The sequence below is a fragment of the Lewinella sp. JB7 genome (assembly GCF_024297185.1).
Taxonomy (GTDB): Bacteria; Bacteroidota; Bacteroidia; order Chitinophagales; family Saprospiraceae; genus Neolewinella.
Genome location: NZ_JANCTD010000014.1, coordinates 1 through 21,765, shown reverse-complemented (window position 1 = coordinate 21,765; position 21,765 = coordinate 1). Strand labels below are relative to the sequence as shown.

Sequence of the window (21,765 nt, the reverse complement as noted above, 5' to 3'; positions counted from 1 at the left end):
CGTCAGCGATAAACCGAACCCATGGCTTCAACCTCGGATATTAAGAACGGATTCACCTTCCGCCACAACCACGACATTTACAGCGTCGTCGAATTCCAGCACGTCAAACCCGGCAAGGGGGCTGCGTTCGTGCGTACCAAGATCAAGAGCCTGTCGACCGGTCGGGTACTGAGCGAGACCTTTCCTTCGGGACATAAGGTGGACGAGGTGCGCGTGGAGCGGCACAAAATGCAGTATCTGTACAAGGACGAGATGGGCTATCACTTCATGAATGCGGAATCCTACGAACAGGCAACCATTCAGGAGGTTATGATTGACAACCCCGGTTTCATTCGGGAGGGTGACACCATCGAGGTGCTTTACAACACCGAAGACAATACCCCCCTCACCGTAGATCTGCCCCAGTACGTGGAGATGGAAGTGACCTACACCGAACCGGGCGTGAAGGGCGATACTGCCACTAACACCCTCAAACCGGCCACCATCGAAACCGGGACCGAAGTACGCGTTCCCCTTTTCGTGAATACCGGCGACCGGATCAAGATCGATACCCGCAACGGCGCTTACGTAAGCCGTGTATAAACATACGCCCAGAACATGACTCTAAAGGATATTCAGGAACTGATCAAACTCGTTGCTAAGAGCGAGATCGCGGAATTCAAATTCAAGGACGAACAGGTTTCGCTGCACATTCGCGGCAAGTCGTTCATGCCCGCACCCGCTCCGGTGCCGGCGCCCTCGATCATCAGCATGCCCGCCGCACCCGTCGCGCCCGCGCCCGCCGCAGCGCCCGCCCCGGCACCGGCCGCCGCCGCCGCTCCGGCCGCCAACGGTTCACAGCCCGCCGCCGCGACTGACGATCAGCAGACCGCCAACCTAATCGAAGTGAAGTCGCCGATGATCGGCACTTTTTACCGCTCCTCCTCCCCCGATAAGCCGCCCTACGTGAAGGTCGGCGACCGCATCGCCAAGGGCGATACGGTATGCATCGTGGAGGCCATGAAGCTTTTCAACGAGATCGAATCGGAGGTAGCCGGCAAGGTCGTCAAGGTACTGGTCGAAGACGCCCAGCCCATCGAGTACGATCAGCCCCTCTTCCTGGTAGACCCGTCTTAGTAAATAGTATGGCCGAGAAATTCAACAAAATCCTCATCGCCAACCGCGGTGAAATCGCGCTGCGCATCATTCGCACCTGCCGGGAGATGGGCATCAAGACCGTCGCGATCTACTCCACCGCCGACCGCGAGAGCCTGCACGTCCGTTTTGCCGACGAAGCCGTCTGCATCGGCCCGGCGGCTTCCTCGGAAAGCTACCTCAGCATCCCGAAGATCATGGCCGCCGTGGAAATCACGAACGCCGACGCCGTCCACCCCGGATACGGCTTTCTGAGTGAAAATGCCGACTTCGCCGAAATTTGCCAGGATTACGGCATCAAGTTTATCGGCCCGCGCCCCGAGCACATCCGCAACATGGGCGATAAAATTACCGCGAAGGAAACGATGATCCGGGCCGGCGTTCCCGTCGTACCCGGTGACGGCACTCTCCTCAAAAGCGCCGAAGACGGTATGGCCCGTGCCGAGACCATGGGCTACCCCGTCATGATCAAAGCCACCGCCGGCGGCGGCGGCAAGGGTATGCGGGTCGTCAACCGGAAAGAAGATTTCGTCAACCTCTGGAACAGCGCCCGCGCCGAGGCTAAGGCCAGCTTCGGCAACGACGGGATCTACATGGAGAAGTACATCGTGCAACCCCGGCACATCGAAATTCAGATCATCGGCGACCAGAACGGCCGGGTCATTCACCTGAGCGAACGGGACTGCAGCGTCCAGCGCCGCCACCAAAAGCTGCTCGAGGAGTGCCCCAGCCCCTTCATGACCGACGAACTCCGCGACCGGATGGGTGAGGCCGCCATTCAGGCCGGAGAGGCCATCGGCTACGAGGGCGTGGGAACGGTAGAGTTCCTCGTCGACGCCGACCGCAATTTCTACTTCATGGAGATGAATACCCGCATTCAGGTAGAACACCCCGTGACGGAAGAGAGCATCGACCATGACCTCATCAAGGAACAAATCAAGGTGGCCTACGGCGAACCCATCAGCGGAAAGAACTATACGCCGAAGGGTCACGTCATCGAGTGCCGCATCAACGCCGAGGACCCGTGGAACGACTTCCGCCCGAGCCCCGGCAAAATTTCCAGCTTTCACAGCTCGAAGGGCCACGGCGTACGCGTCGATACCCACGTATACGCCGGCTACACGGTGAGCCCGTACTACGACAGCATGATCGCTAAACTCATCGTCCGAGCCCCCACCCGGGCCGAGGCGATCACCAAGATGGAACGAGCCCTGGACGAGTTCATCGTCGAAGGCATCAAGACGACCGTCCCCTTTCACCAGTGGTTGCTCAAGCAGGAGGATTTCCGGGAAGGAAACTTCGATACCGGCTGGCTGGGTAAGCAGGACATGCCGAAGAAGTAGTGCTGCCTACACTTCCGCCCCCACGCGACGCAGGAGGGCAATGGAAGCGCGGATACCGGCTTCTTCCGACAGGGAACTGCCCTCGTATTCGACACCCACCCAGCTCCGGTAGCCGTGTTCCTTCACGATACCCAGCATGCGCCGGTAGTCGGTGTGGATTTCGTCGCCCACCTCGTTGAAGTCGTGGGTCTTTGCCGAAACGGCCTTGGCGTAGGGCATCATTTCCCGCACGCCACGGTAGCGATCGTACTCCTCGGCACATCCGTTCGCGCCGCGTTCCATGCAGAAGTTTCCGAAATCGGGTAAGGTTCCGCAGTTGTCCATCTCCGTAGCGGCGATCACGCCGGCCAGCCAGCCGCCGTCACTGCTGTATCCTCCGTGGTTCTCCACGATAACGTTTAGGCCGGCCTGTTGTCCGTACTCGCTCACCCGGCGTAACCCGTCGATGGCCGCAGCGGCAACCTCCTCCCGGCTGCCCCGACCGGCGGCGTTGACGCGGATGCTGTGACAACCGAGGTAATTGGCCGCGTCTATCCACTTGTAGTGATTTTCCACGGCGGTGGTGCGCTCCGTAGCGTCGGTCGCTCCGAGGTTGCCCTCCTGATCCACCATGATGAGCAGGGAGCGAACGTCGTTGTCCGCAGCCCGCTGCTTCATCTGCGCCAGGTAGGCCTGGTCCTTTGCCCGATCCTTAAAGAACACACTGACGTATTCGGCTCCGCCGAGTCTGAAGGTGTCGCGAGTGACGGAGGCGAAATCCAGATTGTCCAGCTCCCCGGCGAAAAAGGCCTTGTGGAGGCTCCACTGGGCCAGGCTGATGTCGAACCAGAGGTCATTCTCCGTGGCGGGAGTGGCGGGGCTGGCAGTCTCGGGCGTTTTGCCGGCGGTAGTGCCGCAGCCCGTCAGGGCGGCGGTGCCGAGTACTCCGGCGGTGTAGAGAAAGGTTCTTCTTTGCATGATAAGCGGTGCGATTTGGATGCCGGAGAAAGGTAAGGCACGTAGACTTAACCGTGGTTACCGGACCGCATTGTCGTTGCTCGGCCTACATTGCACTTACGCACGAAGCCCGCTCCCGCGAACCCGCCCACCCGCAAACCCCGACTCATGAGAATTGTCAACCTGCTGCGCTCCAAGGAAGAAAAGGCCGTCACGGGCCGCCGAAAGGCCGGTGCCCCGCCCGGCACGATGATCTACACCGGCGAACAGGAAACGGAGAGCATACACGTGCACCTGACGCAGTACCACGGGAACTTTATCGAGGCCCAGACCACGGAAAACGTCCTGCCCGAACCACGCACCGAGCAGGCTACCCTGTGGTATGATATTCGGGGATTGCACAACGTCGGGCTGATCGAGCAAGTAGGCCGGCAGTTCGGCATGCACTCCCTGGCGTTGGAGGACGTGGTAGACGTGCACCAGCGCCCCAAGATGGAGATCATGGAAGACGGCGTATTGATCGTGATCAAGGCCTTCGCCTTCGACCGCCCGAACCGCCAGCTGAGCATCGAACAGGTATCGATCTACCTGACCGAAGGTAAGGTGCTGACCTTCCAGGAAGACGTGGGGGATCTCTTCCGGAGCGTCCGTAAGCGTCTGGAAACCGCATCCGGCCGGATCCGTAGCCGGGGTGCGGATTACCTGGCTTACGCCCTGGTGGATAACGTGGTCGATAAGTACTTCACCGTCATCGACCAGATCGAGGACGAACTCGATCAACTCGAGGAGGAAATCATGGGCGAACCCGAGATGGGGACCAAGTCGAAGATCCACGATCTCCGCCTCGCGCTGCTGACCCTGCGCAAGAGCATCAGCCCATTGCGCGAACTCACGGGGCAGTTCGCGGATACCGAGACGCCGCTGATCACGGCGGATACCCAAGTGTACGTTCGTGACCTCCGGGATCACGTCATTCAAATCACGGATCTGGTGGAAACGTACCGCGATGTCACCAACGGACTGTACGACCTCTACGTGAGTGAGATCAGCTTCCGGATGAACAGCGTGATGCAAACGCTAACCATCGTGTCGACCATCTTCATTCCCCTGAGTTTTCTGGTGGGCGTGTACGGTATGAACTGGGACCATATGCCGGAACTCCACACCCGCTACGGCTACTTTATCCTGTGGGGCGTAATGCTCGCGCTGATCGCGGGAATGCTTACCTGGTTCCGGTCCCGGAAGTGGATTTAGGCCGGCTGCGCCGCCCCGACCCCGTCCGCTATCGGGAGAAGTCGTAAATTCGCCCGCTCAACTACGCCCAAGCGGTAATATGAACAAACGTACCCTCACCATCATCGCCATCCTGCTTGCCCTGCTCTTTATCGGGGCGCTGGTCTGGGGAGTGACCACGAAAAGTAAGCTGGAGGCCAGTTACGGAGAGAAATCGGAGGAGGCCGAGCAACTCACGCTGCTGCGGGACAACCTGATGCGGTCCGTCGATAGCCTCGATCGCGCCTTCAGGGAAGTCAGCGGGGAGAACGCCGAGCTCCAGGGCCAACTCACCGAGGCCCAGGAAACCGCCAAGCGAGCCCTGTACGATATGCGGCAGGCCCAGCAATCGCGCAAGAACGACAATGACGTCGCCTACAAGATGCGGTTACAGATCGAGGACCTGATCAACGTCCGTACGATGCTGGAGACCAGCATCGTGGAACTTACCGAAGAGAACGAAGACCTGCGCAAGCGCAACGTCGTGCTGCGGCAGGATCTCAGCACCGCGAAGACCGAAGCGTACGAAGCCACGAAGCAGGTGGACAATCTGAGCCGGATGAACGAGAGTATGGAGGCTGACCTGGAGCGTATGACGCTGGGCGCCTTCAAGGCCACGGCCATTCAGGTAGACCTGCTGCGCAAGAACGGTTCCAACACCGCTAACGCCAGCCGTGCCCGCCGCATCTCCGTAAGCTTCGACCTGACCGACGTACCCGCCGAATACCTCGGCGTACGGCCCATCTACCTGGTCCTGACCGATGCCTCGGCCACCCCGGTCATCAGCGAGAACCCCGTGCGGGCGACCTCCATCGTCAACGGCGCCGAAAAGCCCCTAATCGCCCTCGAGGGGCGTGACGTGAATCTGGAGCGGAACCAGCGCATCAGCTTCACCCACGAGCTGGACGATAAGCTGGCGGAGGGATTCTACCGGGCCGAGATCTACACCGATGTCGGCATGCTGGGCTCGGCCAAGGTGCAACTGCGCTAAGCGGCGACGCCGTACGAACTAAGGGGGAATTATAAAGACGACGACGAATGGTATTTCTGGAGTTTGAAAAGCCACTGGAAAAGCTCTACGAGCAGCTCGAGAAGGTGAAGGAGGTTAGCGAAGGCGGAGTGGTTGATATGGATACAACCATCCAGGAACTCGAAGGGCGCATCAAGCAAACCCGGCGCGATATTTACAGCAACCTCAGCGGATGGCAACGCGTACAGCTCAGCCGGCATCCCGAGCGGCCCTACACCCTCTACTACATCGAACAGATGTGCCGGAAGTTCGTGGAGCTGCACGGTGACCGCTACTACGGCGACGATAAGGCCATCGTCGGCGGCATCGGCAATATGGACGGGCAGACCGTGGTCATCATCGGCCACCAGAAGGGCGTCAATACCAAGATGCGGCAGTACCGCAACTTCGGCATGGCCAACCCGGAAGGTTACCGCAAGGCCCTGCGGCTCATGAAACTGGCCGAACGCTTCGGCTTTCCGGTCATCTCGCTGATCGACACCCCGGGCGCCTATCCGGGCATCGAAGCCGAGGAGCGCGGACAGGCCGAGGCCATCGCCCGCAACCTCTTCGAAATGGCCCAGCTGCGGGTGCCGGTAGTGTGTGCCGTGATCGGCGAAGGAGCCAGCGGCGGCGCGATCGGGATCGGCCTGGGCGACCACGTGATGATGCTGGAAAACACCTGGTACTCCGTGATCTCCCCGGAAAGCTGCAGCAGCATTCTGTGGCGGAGCTGGGACTTCAAGGAAAAAGCCGCTGAGGCCCTCAAACTCACGGCCGAGGACATGCACAGCTTCGGCATCGTCGACGAGATCGTTAAAGAACCCCACGGCGGGGCTCACTCCTCGCCGGAAGAAATGGCCAAGACCCTGAAGCGGCAGCTGAAGAAAGCGATCGCCGCCATCCAGGAGAAGTCCGTCGACCAGATGGTGGAGGACCGCATCAATAAGTACGCCGCGATCGGGCAAGTCACCCACGCCAACTAAAGAACATGGAAGCTATCGTCCCCGAATTCAGCGGCACCGGCGTTGCGCTCATCACGCCGTTCCGGGCCGATAAGTCGATCGATTACCCCGCCCTGGGGAACATCATCGACTACGTGATCGGGGGCGGCGTGGACTACGTCGTCAGCCTGGGGACCACCGGAGAGGCCATCACCCTGAGTACGCAGGAGTGTCGGGAGATCCTGGACTTCACCATTCGTCACGTCGACGAGCGGGTACCCATCGTAGCCGGATTCTTCGGGGGCAACTACACCGAAAAACTCGCCGGCTTCATACGCGACTACAATTTTGACGGAGTGGCGGGTATCATGTCGAGCAGCCCCGCCTACAGTAGACCGCCGCAGGAGGGCATTTACCAGCATTACATGCGGGTCGCCGAGGTTGCCCCGCGCCCCCTCATCATCTACAACGTGCCCGGCCGCACGAGCAGTAACGTACTTCCGGAAACCGTCCTGCGCCTCGCCGAGGAGAGCGATCGTTTCGCCGCGGTGAAGGAAGCCAGCGGCATTCTCAGCCAGGCCACCGAAATTCTCCGCCACCGCCCGGACCGCTTCGGCGTACTCTGCGGCGACGACCCCCTGGTCACGGCCACCATCGCCGTCGGGGGACACGGCGGCATCAGCGTCATCGCCAATGCCCTGCCCGGTCACTTCAGCCGGATGGTGCGCGCCGCCCGGGAAAATCGGGTAGACGAAGCACGGCAGCTCAACTTCGACATGCTCGACGTACACCCTCTGCTCTACTGCGAAGGAAATCCGGTCGGGATCAAGGCGGCCGTTTCCCTCCTCGGCTTGTGCGGCAACCACTTGCGCGTGCCCCTGGTGCCCCTGAGCGAGCCTCACCGGGAAAAGCTCCGGCGTGTGCTGTCGTTGGTCCCCGGTCTCGAACTGTAGGCGGACGGCCTATCTTCGCGCCCCATGCGTCCCGCCAAAATCATCGGCACTATCTTTCTGGTCCTGCTACTGCCCTTCGTAGTGGTTGAGCTCTTCGGCGGGCCCATTGCCCGGCGGGTCGTGGAAGCCCTGAATGGTCGTCTGCAGACCGAGATCGTCATCGGCAGCTTCGACCTGAGCCTGCTGCGGGCCTTCCCCCACCTGTCCGTAGACCTGCGCGACGTCACCGTAGCGGGCAGCGACGGGAGCCGCCTGCTGGAGGCCGAACACGTGGCCTGCCTGGTGGATCTCGGCAGCTTGTTCGGCAAGGTTCGCGTCAGCGGCATCCTGGTCGAGGACGGCAAATTGCAACTCTTTACCGACCCGGACGGGAATACTAATTATCAGTTGACGGGCTACACTTCCGTTGGCGACCGGGCGGAGGGCGGGGGCGCGGGAGCCGAGGGGGTGGAATTCGCGGCCGAACGGGCCCGGTTGCGCAACGTCGCCCTCGTATATCAGGATGCGCAGCTTGGTGTTGATGCCCTGCTCACGGTAGACCAGGCCGCGTTTAGCGGAGACTTCGGCCGCCAGTCCTACCTGCTGGAAACCCATGCCGAGATTCGGATCGCCTACGTAGATCAGAACGGCCAACGCTACCTCGACAACGAGACGTTGACGGTGGAGGGCACGACCGCGGTCGACCATACCCTGGGCGGTTACGAGTTTCGTCCACTCCGACTGATCGCCGGCGAATTGGAGTTGGAGGCTACCGGATTTCTTACTCCTACGGAAGACGGCCTCACGACGGCCCTGGAGATCAACAGCACCTCCGGAAGCCTGGCCGACGTGCTGGCCTTCGTGCCCCCCGCGTACGCTTCTACGCTGGCCGAACTCGAAACCAGCGGAGAACTGTCTCTGACCGCCAGCGTGAACGGGGCGTGGACGGAGCGGACCTACCCCCGGTTCGACGGTCGGCTAGCCTTCACGGACGGCCGCCTCGAAAGTCCGCGCATGAACGTCGGCGCACGGGCCATCGACCTGGCGGCCACCTTCGCCTACGTCAACGGCCCTGCCGGCGGGGTGCAAACTTTCGTCATCGAACGCTTTACGGGCACCTTTCGGGTGGAGCCCTTCGACCTGCGCTTACGCATGGAGGATCTCGATGACCCCCGGATCACCTTCGGTGCCAACGGTAGCCTGCCCCTCGCGACCCTTCCGGCCCTGCTCGGGGACGGGCCCATTAGCCAGGGACAAGGCTTGATCCACTTCCGGGGGGTGAGCGTGCAGGGCCGTTACCGGGATATGGTGGATCCCCGCCGTGCCGGTCGGATAGCGACGGCGGGTACGGTACGCGTCGCGGACGGAATGCTTACGGTACACGGACGGGAAATCAGCCTGCCCACCGGCACCTTGGTCCTTGAGGACAATGCGCTGCAACTGACGGATCTGGCGCTCCAGATGGAGGAGACCGACGTCGTGCTTAACGGGCGGGCTACCAACCTTATCCCGGTCCTCTTTTCCGACAGCCTGAACTCCCGAGACGCTGCCCTTGACTTTTCGGCTACCCTTAGCGGTCGCCGGTTCGACATCGGGGAGGTACTGGCACTTTCCGGGCCCGGGGAAGACGAAAACGGATCCGCCGTGTCCGCGGGCGGCGGCCCTGCCCCACCGGTGCGGCTCACCGACCTGCTCGACGGGCGTTTCGAGGCCAGTGTTGATGGTTGGCGGTGGGATAATATGAACGGAAGCGACTTCCGCGGGCAACTGATCTTCACCCCCGGGCAACTCACCGTGCGGGGCGTGACGGAGGCCATGGACGGCGGTTTTCGCCTGGACGCCACGGCCTACTTCCGGGAAACCAACCGGGTCGATGCCCGCATCACGGCCACCGGCGTGGACGCCGAGCAGTTCTTCGACCAGTCCGATAATTTCGATCAGACCTTCCTCACGGCGGATCACCTGGAGGGCACCCTGAATGCCCGGATTCTCCTGGAAGTCCCCTTCGATACTCTGGGTGATGTAGATTACGATCGCCTGCACGTACTGGCCGGACTGGAGATCCTGGACGGGGAGCTGCACGACTTCGAGATGCTCGAAAACTTCGCCTTCGCGCTCAAGTCGGGCGATCTCGAGCGTGTACGGTTTACCCGGCTGGCGAACTATGTCGAAATCACCGACCGTACCGTCTACATTCCGGCAATGTCGATCCGCAGCAGCGCGATCAACCTTACGCTGAGCGGACGGCATACCTTCGACCAGGAGCTGGAATACTACGTGAAGGTCAACGCCGGCCAGGTCATCACGAATAAGATCCGCCGTCACGACGATGCCCTGGAGGTGCTACCGGCCCGGAACGGCCTGTTCAACCTGTACTATACGATCCGGGGTCCCCTGGAGTCCTACGCGGTGGAGAACGACAAGCGGGCCGTCAAGAACGACTTCATCCGCAGTGACGCGCGCCGGAGCCGCATAAAGGAAGCGCTGGACCTGCGCTTTCAGCAGCCGATCGAGTTACTGCCCCCGCCGGAAGACGACGATCTGACCGAGCAGTAATTATCCGGGTGGGCGGCAACCATAACAAGCAGCGGCCCGGCGGCGTTTCCCCCTTACTACTATGAACATTGACACTTTCCCTTGCGCTACCTACTCTTCCTTCCCCTAGTTTTCGTGCTGACCGGCGGGCTATCGGCCCAGGTCCCCGCTCCCGATTTTTTGTGCACCCGTTCCGAAGCGGGGGGCGAGATCCTTACATGGACGAATGTATCCAGCGATTGCGGCCCCTACCAGGCTACCGAGATCTACCGTAGTGCCACGGCGGACGGCCCCTTTAGTCTGCTCGCGAATATTGAGGATTCCTCGGTGACGGAGTACCGCGACGAGAATCCCGGAGGGGAGCAGCTGTTCTATTATTTGCAGTACCGGTATGACTGTCCGGATACCACATTCCTGACCAGCGATACCCTCGATAGTTTCATTCCCGTTACGCCGGTGGTCGATTTTGTCAGCGTGGTCGAGGGAGAACTCATCATCTACTGGCAGCCTTCTCCGTCACCCGAGGTGAATCGCTACGTCATCTTCGAGGTTACGGACGCCGGTGGTATCGTCCCCCTGGATACGGTTGGGTTGCAGACGTCCTATACCATTGGTGAAGTGCCCACCGGTGAGCAAGGCAGTCGGGGATACCGGGTAGCCGCGCTGGACGCGTGCGGCAACGACAGTCCGCAAGGCAGTATCGTCTACGCGGTTGGCCTGGAGGGCACCGGTGGGGTCGGATGCGAATCCGACATTGAGCTCAGTCCACTCTTCGGGGACGAGATGGTTACCGGCACTCCTACCCTGACCGGAGATGACAGCCTCAACTTATTCGTTGCGGTGAACGGTGGTGAGTATACGCTATACAGTACTCAATCCGGGCTAGATCCTCTACGTCTCACTTACGCTGATGCCAACGACGGGGACAGCCTGTGTTTCTACCTCGAATTCGGCTACCTTGACGTGGAAATTAATCAGCGTACCGCCGTATACTGCCAGCGTGTGGACATCACCCAGCCGGTCCGCGACTTTGAGCTGTACGGGGTAGAGGTCGGGGAAGGAGGCCGGCTTCGCTTCGCCTACGATTACCCCTACCCTCCCCCGCCCGCTTACGATTACGCCCTCGAGCAGGTCGGTGCCGGGGGGCGGATGACTTTTCCGGATGCAGTGGACAGCTTACTCTCCTTTACCGAAGTAGTGACCCGCGTGCCCATTCCGGTAGCCCCGGGAGATTCCCTTCGCTTCACGCTGACGGACGACTGCGCCCGTACGGCAAGTAGCAACTACGTCACGCCCGTTTTTCTGGGCGCGGACCCCCTGGGCGACGACCGGGCCGTACTGCAGTGGTCGCCGCTGGAGAACGGTTTACCCGGTACGATCCGGTATAATGTATACCGGGTGGCCGCCGACAGTACCTTATCCATTCTGGCTACCCAGTTGAGCGAGCTTACGTATACGGACGATGATCCCACCGCCGGCGCCGTTCGTTGCTACCGGGTCGAGGCCGTGTATACGCCCGCGGATTCGACCGCCTCCTTTTCCTTCCTGTCCAACATCGCCTGCGTGGCTCAGGAGAGCGAGGTGTACCTGCCGAATGTATTCAGTCCCCGCGCCCGGCAGGAGGTCAACCAAACCTTTCGGCCCATTTTTACCAATTTGCTGGGCATCAACGCGTATAAACTTACGGTATTCGACCGCTGGGGCGGACTGCTCTATGCCGGAGAGGATCCCGGAGTGGGCTGGACCGGGGAGGTCGACGGCCGCCTGGTGCCGGCCGGGAGCTACGTGTACGTGCTCACCTTTACTACCCCCCGGGGAAACTTAGTGGAGCGCAGCGGCGTTGTGCACGTACTTTACTGAAAGAAAGATCAGGCAAAGTTTGGTGCAACCCTCGGGTGCAGCCTACTTTTGCCCCTCGATGGTTGGGTGGCCGAGTGGCTAGGCAAAGGTCTGCAAAACCTTGTACGGCGGTTCGAATCCGCTCCCAACCTCTCTGGAACCGCGTCGGGCTTTGGCCCGTCGCGGTTTTTTTATTGGCTTGCTCCCGCGTCCCCGCCCCAAACGGACGCGTATGCCGTGTTCTCTAAGTCCGCCGGTAAAACTACTGTTATTGACGATTTAATATACCATACGTTACCGTCCAGTCGGAGTATATACATTATCTAGTCCATAAGTATTGCTCAGGTAGGGATATCCCGGCAGGGAAGCCGACCAAACTAAAATATCCGTTCGTACGATATACTCCCGGTAGCCGCCCCGCCGGTGTATATCCCAAAAGGATACGGGGTATAGGCGACCGGAGATCATACTTTAATCCGTGAATAGCCGGGTATTTAACACATACCGCAATTAAAGTATGGATGGCTAGGAGTTATCTTGATGAGGTCGTCGCAACTGACGACCAACACTACGACCATGCACCAATTATATACCAACTCCGACGGAGTACGCACCTTGTGTGTACGCTTACTGCTTCTCTCACTCATCCTGGGTCCCCGGCCTGGGACGACTCAGAGTCTTAGCGACGTTTTTAATCAGCGCTACCTCTACGAACCCGAGTGCGAGGCGGTCGGGAGCCGCTTACGGGTAATGGAAGATACGACCGCCACCAGCGGTGAATACGTAGTGCCCGACGGGGCGGTGTTCTCCGGCACGTCGCCCGGCGACGATCCGGATAATTACGTCCGCCTGCACTTCGACCCCCGGGCGGGGGGGGCCGGCGAGGTCGATTATTCTCCTTACTTCCGGGTACGGCAGACCGACCCCAGCTCGGTGGCTCTGTGGCTACGGACCAATGGTGGCACCTGGAAACTGTACACCTACGCGACCACCTACGCCCGGATCGCCGACGGCGGGTGGGCCTGGGTGCCCGACGGCCTGGAATACGATGCGGAAAACACCCTGGGACTGGAGGGCGACACGCTGCGAACCCTGGACGTAGCCTTCACCCGCAATGATCAACAACTCGATCAGGTGTACCTCGAATCCATCCATTTCAACTGGTACGCCTACCGGCTGCTGCGCCCCTTCGAGTACGACCTGCCGGGTACCAACTGCCCCGACTTTGACAATGTGCCGCCGGTAGCGATACTGGAGCCGGGAAGGGAATCGATCGTTACGCCGTTTACCAACATCGTCCTTGATGCCTCGTCGTCCTACGACCCCGACGGCACAATACATATTTACGATTTTAAGGGCCCGTACCGACAGGACGATTACGATCCCCACCGCCTTGAGCAATCCTCTATTGTCGTATACCCGGAATTTCAGGGAGTAGGAAAATTCACGGTTACGGTCTACGACTTTTACGGCGCAAGCGACACCGATACCTCCCTCTGGAAAATTATTCATCGTGACAACGGAGAGGATGCCGGCCCGTATCTCCGCATCAACGCCAAGTGTGCGGAAGTAGGGGATAAATGGACACGGAAGGCCGATCCACAAAATGCGAGCGGCGCGATTGCGGTTGCCCCGTCCGAGTCGTCCGTTGACCAGGTGCCGGGGGATATCCCGGCCAATAAATTGCGTTTCTTGATTCCCGATGTACCCGAATACATCAATACTGCGAATGACCCGTCTTACAATTTACTCGGGGTATTCTCCCTGCCGGAAACCAAGGGAAATTGCCTTTGGATAAATACCAATGGTGGGGGGTGGCGCAAATGGGAAGTGATCGAGGCGGCTTCCATTATGCAGGGAATAAACCTGGCGCCCGGCGATAACGTGATCGAATTGGCCTACTGCAGTCCTGATCTCGAAGTCAGATACCTGAACTTCAGTCCGGATATCGGCCTGAATCACCCCTACCACATTTACGATGGCCTGGGCAATTCCGGTTCGGTCACCGACATTACCTGTGACGAGCCGACGACGTCGAAATTCTGGCTGGAAGCCGAATGCGCCCAGCTCGGGTCTGCGTGGGAGACGGGCCGCAGCGCCGACGCGTCAAATACCGCTTACGTATATCCCCGTGGCAGCAGCACGAGCGCACCTCCAGCGGACACTCCCGCCAATTACGTACGGTTCGGCCTGTCCAATACAGAGGCGGGCACCTACTACTTACAAGCCCGGATCAATGCGCCTACCAATCTAAACGACTCGTACTACGTGCGGGTAAACGGGGGGGACTGGTTTGCCTGGAAATCGGGCATCCGGCAGGGAGCTGGCTTTCGGTGGAATATGTTTCCGGGTGGGCCTATTGCACTCGGCGACGGCGACAACACCATCGACTTTGCGTACCGCGAACCGGGCACACAATTGGATAAAGTATACCTCAGCAGGATGACCACTCCCGTGACCGGTCAGGGTGACGACGATGCCAACTGCCCCGCCCCGGTAATTCCGTATACCGGTCAGTGGCTGGAAGCCGAGTGTGCTGATTACGGTAGTGCCTGGACGTCGGTCAGCGACGCAGCAGCCTCCCGGGGGACCTACCTCGTCGAGTGGGGTAAGAACGCCCTATCTGCGCCCCCGCCCACGACGGCGGACAATATCATCGGGTTTGAGCTGGACCTCGGCGTTGAATTCACCACGGCTCCCCTGTTCCTCTACGGCCGCATTAATGCACCCTCCGGCGACGATGACTCTTTCTGGGTGCGGCTAAACGGCGGCCCGTGGTACGCCTGGAAGACCATCCGGCACGACCGCCCGGGCTTCCGGTGGAACCGCCTGCCGATCGCGCTGACCGGCGCGCAGGGCCAATTCAACACCCTGGAATTTACCTACCGCGAGGACGGTACGAAACTGGACCGCATCTACGTCAGTACCGTGGATCACTTGCCGCCGGATGATGAGTCGGTGGCCGATCCGGCGTGCACCGTCGGCGTGGCTCTGGAGGCTGAATGCGGCCTCTCCGGAGGCGGGTGGACCACCGTTCTGGACAGCGGAAGCGCCAATGACCAATACGTGGTCTTCAGGGGAGCCCGTCAGTTGAACGAGCCCGTCGGTCACCATGCCGATCAGGAAATCGTGTACGTCGCGGAGGTACCCACTACGGGTCAGTACCATTTGTTCCTCCGCATGAACGCTCCGGATAACGGCCGCAATTCCGTCTGGGTCCGGATCGACGACGGGAAGTGGATCAAAATGTGGGAAGAGATCGGAGGTGCCCAGTTGCACACGAATGGTTTTGAATGGCGCAAAGTGAACGACGACGGCGCGGAAGTTTCCTTTTCCCTCTCTTCCGGTACACATACCATATACATCGCGAACCGGGAACCCGGCACCGCTATCGATCAGTTGTACCTCACCACGCTACCCCTCGGTCCGGTATTTTCCTCCCCGGACGTCACCACGATACCCGCTGCGCTTAATTGTCCGTACGCCCCCGGGTCACTGGCGCAAGGGAGCAGTCAGGCCTTTAGTGGCGTGGCTTCCGGCGACGAGACCGGTCGAATGAGCCTCTACCCCAACCCGGTGATCGACGAACTCACCCTCGTCCTGGCCGGTGGTTATGCCGGAACCGTGTATGTAGACGTGTACGACACCGCCGGGCGCCGCTTACGCACGTTGGAATACGTCGCGCAGGTCGGCGGTTTCCGTGCGGTGCTGCACGTAGCGGACCTGCCTGCCGGCCTTTACCGCCTCCGGGCGATCGAAGATGCCCGGCAGACCGTGAAATCTTTCGTTAAACTATAGGGACATAAGTCGGGTCAAAGCCGTATCTTTGCGCGCCCAAGCCGAGCCCCTCGGTGAGGGAAGGGGAATGGCCGCCCCCGAAGCGGCCCGAGTGTTTAACCTTTTAAACCCATCGCGTCATGCAAGTAGACGACGATAAGGACCCGCAAATCGACGGGACCGAAGAGACCTCCACCGATCCCATTACGCCGGAGGCCAGCCAATCCACCGAAGAACAAGTTAACCCCGCCGGCACCGACGAGGAGACCCCGGAAATCACCGAGACCCAGTCGAAGATAAAGCCCGGCCCCGAAGCCACCGCCGACGATATCGCCGCAGCGACCGAGGACGACGCTGAAGACAGCGAAGAGGACGAGGACGATTCCGACGACAAGCCCAAGCGCGGCGCCAAGGTGATCCGCAAGGAATCCACCCGCGTTTCCGTAGCCCTCACCGAGGAGGTGAAGGAAGAAGCCGTGGAAATCGAGGAAGCCGATACCAGCGGTGCCACCGGTTCCGCCCACGACGACTTCGCCTGGGACGCCATTGCCAAGATCGACAATCGCTACAGCGATTCGGAGCGCGAGGCCATGGAGAAGGAGTACGAAGCCTCCATGACCAACATCCAAGAAGCCGAGATCATGTCGGCCAAGGTATCGGCCATCATCGACGGCGACGTAATCCTCGACCTCAACTACAAGAGCGACGGTTTGCTGCCGCTTTCCGAATTCCGTGACCAGGACATCGAGGTGGGCTCCACCGTCGAGGTCTACGTGGAACAGCAGGAAGACGAGCGCGGACAACTCGTGCTCAGCCGCCGCAAGGCCAAGCTCCTGCGCGCCTGGGACCGCATCCGCGACTCCTACGCCAACGGCACCGTTATTACCGGTAAGGTGATCAGCAAGACCAAGGGCGGCCTCATCGCCGACTGCGGTGGCCTGGAGACCTTCCTTCCCGGTTCGCAGATCGACATCAAGCCGATCATCGATTACGATGCCTACGTAGGCAAGACGATGGAATTCAAGGTCGTGAAGATCAACGAAACCATCAAAAACGCCGTGGTTTCCCACAAGGCCCTCATTGAGAGCGACCTGGCCGAGCAGCGCGAAGCCATTATTGCTAGCCTCGAGCGCGGTCAGGTACTGGAAGGTATCGTCAAGAACATCACCGACTTCGGGGCCTTCCTCGACCTGGGTGGCGTCGACGGACTTCTCTACATCACCGACATCAGCTGGGGACGGATCAACCACCCGAGCGACGTACTCGAACTCAACCAGAAGGTCAACGTGGCCGTACTGGACTTCGACGAGAACAAGAAGCGGATCAGCCTCGGCCTCAAGCAGCTCCAGCCCCACCCCTGGGAAGTGCTGGACGAGAACATCACCGAAGGCAGCACCGTCGAAGGCCGCGTAGTCAACATCGAAGACTACGGTGCATTCCTCGAAATCCAGCCCGGTGTCGAAGGCCTCGTTCACGTGAGCGAAGTCACCTGGAGCAACCAGCCCATCAACGCCCGTGAGTACTTCACGGTCGGAGAGACCCGCAACGCCCGCGTCGTAACCATCGACCGCGACGACCGCAAGATGTCGCTCTCGATCAAGCAACTGCAGCAGGATCCCTGGGATACGATCAACGAAACCTTCCCCACCGGCTCGCGCCACAACGGTAAGGTCAAGAACCTCACGCCCTACGGTGTATTCGTCGAACTCAACGACGGCATCGGTGGCATGATCCACATCAGCGACCTGAGCTGGACGAAGCGCTTCGGCCACCCCAGCGAGTTCGTGAAGGTGGGCGACGACATCGACGTCGTGGTACTGGAAGTGGACGAGCACAACCGCAAAATGTCGCTCGGACACAAGCAGCTCGAGGAGAACCCCTGGGATTCGTTCGAGTCGGTCTTCCCCGAAGGCAGCTACCACGAAGCCACCGTCCTGCGCAAGGACGACCGCGGTGCCATCGTTCAGATGCCCTACGGTCTGGAGGCCTACGCCCCCATCAAGCTTATGCGTAAGGAAGACGGCAGCATCGCCGAGGTAGACGAGACGCTGACCGTGAAGGTCATCGAATTCGACCGCGACCAGAAGAAACTGATGGTCAGCCACAGCCGCTACGTCAACGACATCCGCCGCGAAGCCAAGGACACCGTTGTCCGTGAGCGCCGCGAGGAGCAAGCCACGACCCGCAAGGCCGTCAAGCAAACCAACGCCAGCAATGAGCGTTCTACGCTGGGCGACCTGTCCGCCTTCGAGCAACTGCGCGAACAGCTCAGCAACGACGGCGATACCGACGACAACGAGGACGAGGACTAATCCCCCCGCCCGCTTACCGCTTACAGGCCACTCTACCCCGGTAGGGTGGCCTTTTTTCGTTTATCTAGCATGCAACGTATCCACGAATTTTACGGCCACGGCAAGCTCCTCCTGACGGGAGAATACTTCGTGCTGGACGGCGCCACGGCCCTGGCCATCCCCACCCGCGCGGGCCAGCGGTTCACGGTCGGCCCCCTCTGGGGAGACCTTCGCTACGACCTGGAGTGGATCATCGACGATAATACCGACGAGCCGCGGCGGGAATTGTTCTTCCTCCGGGAAGAGTGGCATTCTGCCGCCCAGCCGCCCCGCGATCCTGTCAGGGCTCGCCTCCTGCAGCTGCTCCGGGCCGCCGAGCAACTACGCCTGGGTTGCACCGAGGCGCTGTACCAGAAGAAGGTGACTTCCCGCCTGGAATTTCCCCCGGACTGGGGCCTGGGCAGCAGCTCTACGCTGGTGTATTTTCTGGGGCGGTTACTGGACGTCAACCCGTATAAACTTCTGGAACTTTCCTTCGGCGGCAGCGGCTACGACTTGGCCTGTGCCGGAGCTGCCCAACCCTTGCTGTACCGCAGAATGGGGCACTACCCCGAAGTCAAAAGCGTGTCGTGGAACCCCGCCTGGGTCCGGAAAACCTACTTCGTACACCTGAACCGGAAGCAGAACAGCCGGGAGGGCATCGCGGCCTACCGCAACGTGGAAACCTCCCCACGGACGCTCGGGCAGATTACCCAACTTACACTGGCCTTAGTGAACGCGCCGGACCTGCGCACCGCCGCCCGTATCCTGACCGATCACGAAAAGATCGTCGCCTCCACCCTGGAGCTACAGCCCGTGAAGGAGCGGCTGTTCCGCGATTTTCCCGGAACGGTCAAGAGTCTCGGAGCCTGGGGAGGCGACTTCGTCTGGGCCCTGAGCGAACTGGCGGCGGAAAAGGTGCAGGCGTACTTCAACGAGCGGGGCTACGGCACGGTTATACCCTTTAACGAAATGATCTGGCCGAGTGATGAGTAAGTGGAAAGAGGCGGTGGTAAAACGAATCGAACAGCGCAGCCCGACGGTACGCAGTTTTTGGATCTCCCTGCCGGACCGGGAGCGGCTGGACTTTCGGCCCGGGCAGTTTCTCACCCTCGACCTGCCCATCAGCGAGCGGCGGCGGGAGCGCTGGCGTAGTTATTCCATTGCCTCGGCCCCCGATGACACTAACGAAGCCGAACTCTGCATCGTCCAGTTGCCCGGCGGTCGGGGTACCCGCTACCTGTTCGAGGAGGCGACCGTGGGCACGGAGCTGCTGACGAAAGAACCCGGCGGGGTGTTCACCCTCCCCGACCGCCCCCTGGACTACGACGTGGTCATGATCTGTACGGGTACCGGCGTGGCTCCCTTCCGCTCCATGCTGCTGCAACGTCTGGGCCGCGAGACGCGCAACTTCCACCTTATTTTCGGTTGTCGCACCCCGGCCGACCTGCTGTACCGCGAAGAACTGGAAGGACTGGCGCGCAAACACCCCAACTTTACCTACACGGCCACCCTGAGCCGGGAGATGCCGGAGGACGAGACGCCGGGTTTCGAAGTACTGCCGGGCTACGTGCACCAGGTTTACGAGCAAGCGTACGCTACGGTGCGGCCCGACGTTAAATTTTATCTCTGCGGCTGGAGTCAGATGGTGGACGAGGCCCGCGACCGGCTCCTGAAGCTCGGGTACGCGGAGGAGCAAATTATCCTGGAACTGTACGGGTAAACCTCCGGTTGGTGACGATCGGGTTACCAATTTTCCGGCCGCCTCCGTACCTTCGCGCCCAATCGGGGCCCATAGCTCAGCGGTTAGAGCAGCGGACTCATAATCCGTTGGTCGTAGGTTCAAATCCTACTGGGCCCACTACACGGGACATAAGGCGGGGCCGCAGGTGCAGCGTTGGCTCAATACAGCAACGAACCTGGGTTCCCGCCGCGGGGTTAGGCAAATAAAAGCTTAACTCATGCGCTTCAATCACGCCCCCTCCCGCTATCGCTTCTTCGACGCCAAGAGCCAACGGCCCATCCTTGCCGATGACGATAAGAAAAAGTCGGATAAGGATCCCAAAAAAGACTTCCAGGACCAGGACGACGATGACCTCAAGAACGTAGATCAGAGCAAGGGGGGTTATGGTCACGGTACGGGATTTGATAAGGAGTAGGGTGGTCGGTTGGTCTATTGGTACGGTAGTAGTTTAGTAGTGTAGTCTTTTAGTAGGTTAGTCGCTTAGTACGTTAGTCTTTTAGTACGGTGGTAGTTTAGTGCGTTAGTCTTTTAGTAGGTTAGTGCGGTAGTAGCCTCTGTGGCAGTGTGTCGTGGATAATCATGAACTATGCTGGGCTACCGGAATAGATAGACGATTACAGTTATGCGATTAGCATAATTTTGAGGAGGGGACACGCTTCGTCGGATTAGCCGGCCAACCCTGGCAAGCACCCCGGTGAGCTAGTCTTCCATGCGGTCCGTTAGCGCCCTAATTACCTGGTGCCGTGCTCCTAAAATGGTTGGGTATTGGACCTCCCAGGTAGTGGTAGCAAAAAAGCATATTGCCGTAAGCGATCGGGTAGATCGTCCGGGGGCCGCTGCACATCCGCCGTACCCTGTAAGAATGTACTCTGTCGGATTGCTGGACAGCAGAGAACCCATGTCCACCGCTTGTACTGTTTGCAGACAATGATCGACCACATCTCATCTGCCTGAAATTCAACATCTTGCCAATCATCTTCCGGCATACTGTCGGGCAACTCCCAGTTCACTCCGCGGACGGCCGGCGTCTGTTCCCAGATGGAGGCACGTAAACCGATTCGTTCGCGCAGTAGCCTTTCGGTGTACGTTCGGGTTCGTTTATCAATCTTCAATACTTGTTTCGGGCAACGAACGGGCGCTGCCGGTCACACTATTTGCCCTATTTAACGTGGTGATGTGGCTACACCAAATAATTGCGCTTGTGCCGTCCTGGTAGGTCAGTATTTTTTTGCGTCTGTCACTTTTAAAATAGAGACCTCACTAAGGCTGCCGCTTTTCTAGATATTGAACCATTACTCCTGCTACACTGCCATATTTGATCCCTAGGTATCGCTGTCTATACTGAAATACCGGGCAGTGGTGAATGGTGTTTTTATCCCACACTTGTGGAGTAGAGAAGCATTACCGTGTTGTAATACCATGACACATGATTATGATCGCACGTATCCGGGAGGGGTGAATAGGGTCCTAAATTATGACTTATATGCTAGAGCAGGAGTACCGTACGGTAGTACCGGGGCCGGATAGCAAAATTATAGCTGAGCAGGCCGTACCCATAGGCAGTCGCTTCGTTCCCAGGTTGCCGCAGTGGATAGTACGGTGATGAAGTATGTCCGTGAACGCCGGAGGGAATGCCCCCATAAGTATTGGCGGGCCCGGCGCAAGATTGGTAAGAAGTTCCCCCCCCCTGAATCGGAAGAACTCACCCATATATGGCTATGCCGGCTTCCAGCCTACCTGACCGAACCCAATTATGGCTCCTTATCCGCTTACCTGACAACCTAATCCCATAGTTGCCTTCAGGAATGCCTCACTCGCTTATTAAAAGGCTAACTCTAAACTACCGGACTGGAGGTGCTCAAACAAATAGACAGTGACTTCGGCCTGGAAGGTTTGGTATCTTTCAAATCTTCAACCCGACATCATGTCCAAATTACGAAAACGATTCACCCGGGAGGAGCGCCTGGAAC

Annotated in this window: 15 protein-coding genes and 2 tRNA genes; 16 read left to right on the top strand and 1 reads right to left on the bottom strand. The window is 59.6% G+C overall.

The window, feature by feature from the left end; translation table 11 throughout:
* Positions 1-21 precede the first annotated feature (21 nt).
* Genes efp through accC form a run of 3 tightly spaced genes read left to right on the top strand, consistent with a single transcriptional unit; the run spans position 22 to position 2,477 of the window.
* Entirely contained in the window at positions 22-582 is a 561-nt protein-coding gene (efp, locus tag NMA52_RS18065) for an elongation factor P (protein ID WP_254829112.1), read from the top strand.
* Positions 583-597: 15 nt separating this feature from the next.
* Entirely contained in the window at positions 598-1,116 is a 519-nt protein-coding gene (gene accB / locus NMA52_RS18060; RefSeq protein ID WP_254829111.1) for an acetyl-CoA carboxylase biotin carboxyl carrier protein, read from the top strand.
* Between the two features lie 8 nt (positions 1,117-1,124).
* The gene (gene accC / locus NMA52_RS18055; RefSeq protein WP_254829110.1) at positions 1,125-2,477 is read left to right on the top strand and encodes an acetyl-CoA carboxylase biotin carboxylase subunit; all 1,353 of its coding nucleotides are present in this window, start codon (positions 1,125-1,127) and stop codon (positions 2,475-2,477) included.
* A gap of 6 nt (positions 2,478-2,483) precedes the next feature.
* Here accC and NMA52_RS18050 read toward each other — a convergent pair whose 3' ends face one another.
* Positions 2,484-3,434: a sugar phosphate isomerase/epimerase gene (locus NMA52_RS18050; protein ID WP_254829109.1), complete on the bottom strand. Its 951-nt coding sequence runs from the start codon at positions 3,432-3,434 to the stop codon at positions 2,484-2,486.
* Positions 3,435-3,581: 147 nt separating this feature from the next.
* On the opposite strand from NMA52_RS18050, the gene corA reads away from it, so the two are divergent.
* From corA to NMA52_RS17985, 13 genes are all read left to right on the top strand, one after another.
* Positions 3,582-4,667, top strand: a complete 1,086-nt coding sequence (corA, locus tag NMA52_RS18045; protein ID WP_254829108.1) for a magnesium/cobalt transporter CorA — start codon at positions 3,582-3,584, stop codon at positions 4,665-4,667.
* Positions 4,668-4,746: 79 nt separating this feature from the next.
* Positions 4,747-5,676, top strand: coding sequence for a hypothetical protein (locus NMA52_RS18040; RefSeq protein ID WP_254829107.1), 930 nt, complete (start codon positions 4,747-4,749; stop codon positions 5,674-5,676).
* Between the two features lie 47 nt (positions 5,677-5,723).
* Positions 5,724-6,680: an acetyl-CoA carboxylase carboxyltransferase subunit alpha gene (locus tag NMA52_RS18035; RefSeq protein ID WP_254829106.1), complete on the top strand. Its 957-nt coding sequence runs from the start codon at positions 5,724-5,726 to the stop codon at positions 6,678-6,680.
* A 5-nt stretch (positions 6,681-6,685) separates the two neighbouring features.
* Entirely contained in the window at positions 6,686-7,591 is a 906-nt protein-coding gene (dapA, locus tag NMA52_RS18030; protein WP_254829105.1) for a 4-hydroxy-tetrahydrodipicolinate synthase, read from the top strand.
* A 24-nt stretch (positions 7,592-7,615) separates the two neighbouring features.
* Complete coding sequence (locus tag NMA52_RS18025; RefSeq protein ID WP_254829104.1) at positions 7,616-10,126, top strand: AsmA-like C-terminal region-containing protein; 2,511 nt, start codon at positions 7,616-7,618, stop codon at positions 10,124-10,126.
* Positions 10,127-10,207: 81 nt separating this feature from the next.
* Positions 10,208-11,965, top strand: coding sequence for a gliding motility-associated C-terminal domain-containing protein (locus NMA52_RS18020; protein ID WP_254829103.1), 1,758 nt, complete (start codon positions 10,208-10,210; stop codon positions 11,963-11,965).
* Positions 11,966-12,025: 60 nt separating this feature from the next.
* A tRNA-Cys gene (locus NMA52_RS18015) sits at positions 12,026-12,096 on the top strand.
* A 424-nt stretch (positions 12,097-12,520) separates the two neighbouring features.
* Positions 12,521-15,742 carry a T9SS type A sorting domain-containing protein gene (locus NMA52_RS18010; RefSeq protein WP_254829102.1) on the top strand — a complete coding sequence of 1,074 codons (3,222 nt, stop codon included), beginning with the start codon at positions 12,521-12,523 and terminating at the stop codon, positions 15,740-15,742.
* 119 nt (positions 15,743-15,861) lie between these two features.
* Positions 15,862-18,033 (top strand): 30S ribosomal protein S1, encoded by a 2,172-nt coding sequence (gene rpsA, locus NMA52_RS18005; protein ID WP_254829101.1) that lies wholly within the window; start codon positions 15,862-15,864, stop codon positions 18,031-18,033.
* A gap of 69 nt (positions 18,034-18,102) precedes the next feature.
* On the top strand, positions 18,103-19,047 hold the full coding sequence (locus NMA52_RS18000) for a GYDIA family GHMP kinase (protein WP_254829100.1): 945 nt from the start codon (positions 18,103-18,105) through the stop codon (positions 19,045-19,047).
* The gene (locus NMA52_RS17995; protein ID WP_254829099.1) at positions 19,040-19,774 is read left to right on the top strand and encodes a ferredoxin--NADP reductase; all 735 of its coding nucleotides are present in this window, start codon (positions 19,040-19,042) and stop codon (positions 19,772-19,774) included. The genes NMA52_RS18000 and NMA52_RS17995 overlap by 8 nt, the downstream gene beginning before the upstream one ends.
* A 65-nt stretch (positions 19,775-19,839) precedes the next feature.
* A tRNA-Ile gene (locus NMA52_RS17990) sits at positions 19,840-19,912 on the top strand.
* Between the two features lie 100 nt (positions 19,913-20,012).
* Positions 20,013-20,210 (top strand): hypothetical protein, encoded by a 198-nt coding sequence (locus NMA52_RS17985; protein ID WP_254829098.1) that lies wholly within the window; start codon positions 20,013-20,015, stop codon positions 20,208-20,210.
* Positions 20,211-21,765: the final 1,555 nt, after the last annotated feature.